The sequence below is a fragment of the uncultured Blautia sp. genome (assembly GCF_902497045.1).
Lineage (GTDB): Bacteria > Bacillota > Clostridia > Lachnospirales > Lachnospiraceae > Blautia_A.
In genome coordinates this window covers 1-3,145 of the sequence record NZ_CABVDF010000277.1, presented here as the reverse complement: position 1 = coordinate 3,145, position 3,145 = coordinate 1, and the positions used below count along the sequence as shown (strand labels likewise).

Below are 3,145 nucleotides of genomic sequence, written 5' to 3'. Positions count from 1 at the left end.
TATCTGCAAAACAAAATCTTCTTTTTTTTGACCATTTATTTTCCGGCACAGAAAAACGCAGTCTCCATAAGGAAACTGCGCCTTTGTGTATTTTTATCAGCAGGTCGCTCCGCCTGTAAGGTGTTTCTGTGCTTTGATGTTTTCTTCTTTTCGTCCAAGAAGTTCATCGGAAAGAAGCTGTTCCTGCACATTTTCAAATCCGATGCGTGCTACGGTATCTGCAAAACGTTCTCCTGTATTTCCCTGTTCGCGGAAAAGAAGGATGGCTTTTTCTACAATGGAAAGCACTTCTTCTTTATCTGTAAACACCTTGTCCAGGTAACGTCCCTGGGCAACTTTTTTGCCCCAGCGTCCTCCAATGTAAACACGGTAGCCGTTTGTATAATCTTCAATGGCATGGAACGGACATTTTCCTACACAGCGTCCGCAATGGTTGCATGCATTTTCATCAATAACGATCTTTCCGTTTTCTACTTTTGCAACATGGATCGGGCAATTCTTTTCAATACGGCAGATCTTGCATCCTTTACATTTTTCCGGATCAATCTGCGGAATACGCTGGCCAATGATTCCCAGGTCGTTAAGATCAGGTTTCACACAGTTATTCGGGCATCCGCCTACAGCAATTTTAAATTTATGAGGAAGCTTCACATCTGCATAGCCATGGAAAAATCTCTCGTGAATCTCTTCTGAAAGTCCAAAGGTATCGATCAGTCCATACTGACATGTAGTTCCTTTACAGGAAACCACCGGTCTTACTTTAGATCCGGTTCCTCCCGTCTCCAGACCTGCCTGCATGAGATACTCCCGAAGAGGCTCGATATTATCAAAAGGAACTCCTTGAATTTCCATGGTAAGGCGGGATGTCATAGTCACCTCACCGCTTCCGAACATCTCAGCCGCCTCTGCAATAGTTCTGGCTTCTTCAGCTGTGATCTTTCCGTTTCTTGTGATAACACGGCCATTAAACTTATCTTCTGTATTCTTATCTTTCAAAAATCCCAGTGCTTTTACACGTTTTTCTTCTTCCGGAGAAATGCTTCCGGATGCATTGGAAATCTTAATGTCATTAAAGAATCTTGCTCCCTCAAGTACTGCTGTATTCTTATAGCCAAACTGACGAAGACGATTCTGAAGGAAATATCCCCTCTTTCCTTTTGCACACACCAGAAGAAGCTTATCTTCTTTATCCAGCCCCTCTATTTCTCCGTTTACTTTGGCAAGATCTACAAACATAGCGCCACGGATTGAAGGCTGCGGATTTACATCGATCACTTTATAGTCTTTTGCTTTGCCTTCTGCATATTCTGCAGGAGTCATGCTGACCAGTGTTCCGTTGATCTTATTAAGCAGGATATATGCCACCTGTACAAAAGGATGGATTGCAGTAGAGAAAGGCGGAGCATATGCAAAATCCGCATTTTCAAAATCCTCAAGAACTGCTCCCATATTCATTCCCATAACCGCGATATCAACCATTTTATCTACTGCGCCCGGGCCAAATACCTGTACGCCAAGAAGTTTATGAGTTTTTTTGTCTGCAATCATCTTTGTGATAAAGAAAGATGCGTCCGGATAGTAATGAGCTTTATCATCTGTAGGCGCTACTACGGTAACTACATCATATCCTGCCTCGCGAGCCTGTGCTTCTGTAAGACCGGTACGTCCGATATTCAGATTCGGAAGCTTCACAACACCAGTTCCTAATACACCTGGATAAGATTTTTCCTTACCTGCCAGTACCTGTGCCAGAGTTCTTCCTTCCATATTGGCAGATGATCCCATAGGAGACCACTGATTTTTTCCTGTAAGGCGGTTTGTAACCATTACACAATCGCCTGCTGCATAAACGTCTTCAAGGTTTGTTTTCATTGTACGGTCTACAAGAATCGTTCCCTTAAACATTTCCAGACCGGTGTCTTTCAGGAAATCTGTATTTGGGCGAATACCTGCTGCCATGATCAGAAGCTCGCATCCAAGAACTCCTGCAGAGGTTTTTACTCCTGTCACTGCTTCATTTCCAAGAACAGCCTCTGCCTTTGTTCCTGTAATCACGCGGATTCCTTCTCTGAGAAGATGCTTTTTGGCATACACAGCCATTTCCGGGTCAATGATATTCGGAAGAATCTGTGAAGCAAAATCAATTACTGTTACCTGCACTCCTTTTGCTTTAAGGTTTTCTGCAGCTTCCAGACCGATAAAGCCAGCGCCGATAACCACTGCTTTTTTCACACCCTTTTCTTCTACGTAGGAACGGATGGCAATGGCATCGTCCGGTGTACGCATTTTAAACACGCCCTGCTTCTCTGTTCCCTCAATTGGAAGCACTGCCGGAGATGCTCCTACGGAAAGAACCAGCTTATCATAGGAACAGACTTCTTCCGCGCCTGTATCCACGTCTCTGACAGTCACCTGTTTTTTATCCGCATCGAGCGCAATGGCTTCTTTTCCTACGCGAACCTCGACTCCTGTAAGTCCTGCATATTTCTGAGGAGTATTTACAATCAGTTCGTCACGGCTCTCTATAAATCCGCCTACATAGTAGGGCAGTCCACACCCTGCATAGGAAATATCCTTATCCTTTGTAATCACGGTCACTTCTGCATTTCTGTCTTCTCTTTTTAATTTTGCCGCTGTTTTTGTACCTGCAGCAACACCGCCAATAATCAATACTTTCATTCTTATTCTCCTTTTGCCTGATGGTTTTCCTGCTGTTTATGACAGCAATATTTTTCATTTACACATTCCGGGCGCATTTCTTCACACACCACCACATCACCTCCGCTGATGGTTATGCCCCGTCCGTTTACAAGTGCATCTGCAATTTTCTGCCGTGCGCCATTATAGATCCGAGTCACTGTAGGCCGGGAAATATCCATCTTTCTGGCACACTGTTCCTGGGTCAGACATACAAAATCCAGGAGACGTACTGTTTCATATTCATCGTAAGTAAGATTCACACAATGTTCTCTGGAGCACCCCTCAGGGATAAACTCTGTAACCTTAGGTTTCGAACAGATGCATCTGCATTTTTGTGGTCTTGCCATGACTCCTCCTCTCTATGGCTGCATTTTTAACACCCTTACAATACTGCTTTTTTGAACATAAGTCAATATTTTTTGAGCATATGTTTATAATACTTTCT

The 3,145-nt window shown here is 43.7% G+C and carries 2 protein-coding genes; both read right to left on the bottom strand.

What is annotated here, in order from left to right:
* Positions 1-96 precede the first annotated feature (96 nt).
* Positions 97-2,679 carry an FAD-dependent oxidoreductase gene (locus RDS42_RS13665; protein WP_308784139.1) on the bottom strand — a complete coding sequence of 861 codons (2,583 nt, stop codon included), beginning with the start codon at positions 2,677-2,679 and terminating at the stop codon, positions 97-99.
* 2 nt (positions 2,680-2,681) lie between these two features.
* Complete coding sequence (locus tag RDS42_RS13660) at positions 2,682-3,047, bottom strand: DUF134 domain-containing protein (RefSeq protein WP_308784138.1); 366 nt, start codon at positions 3,045-3,047, stop codon at positions 2,682-2,684.
* Between the last annotated feature and the right edge of the window lie 98 nt (positions 3,048-3,145).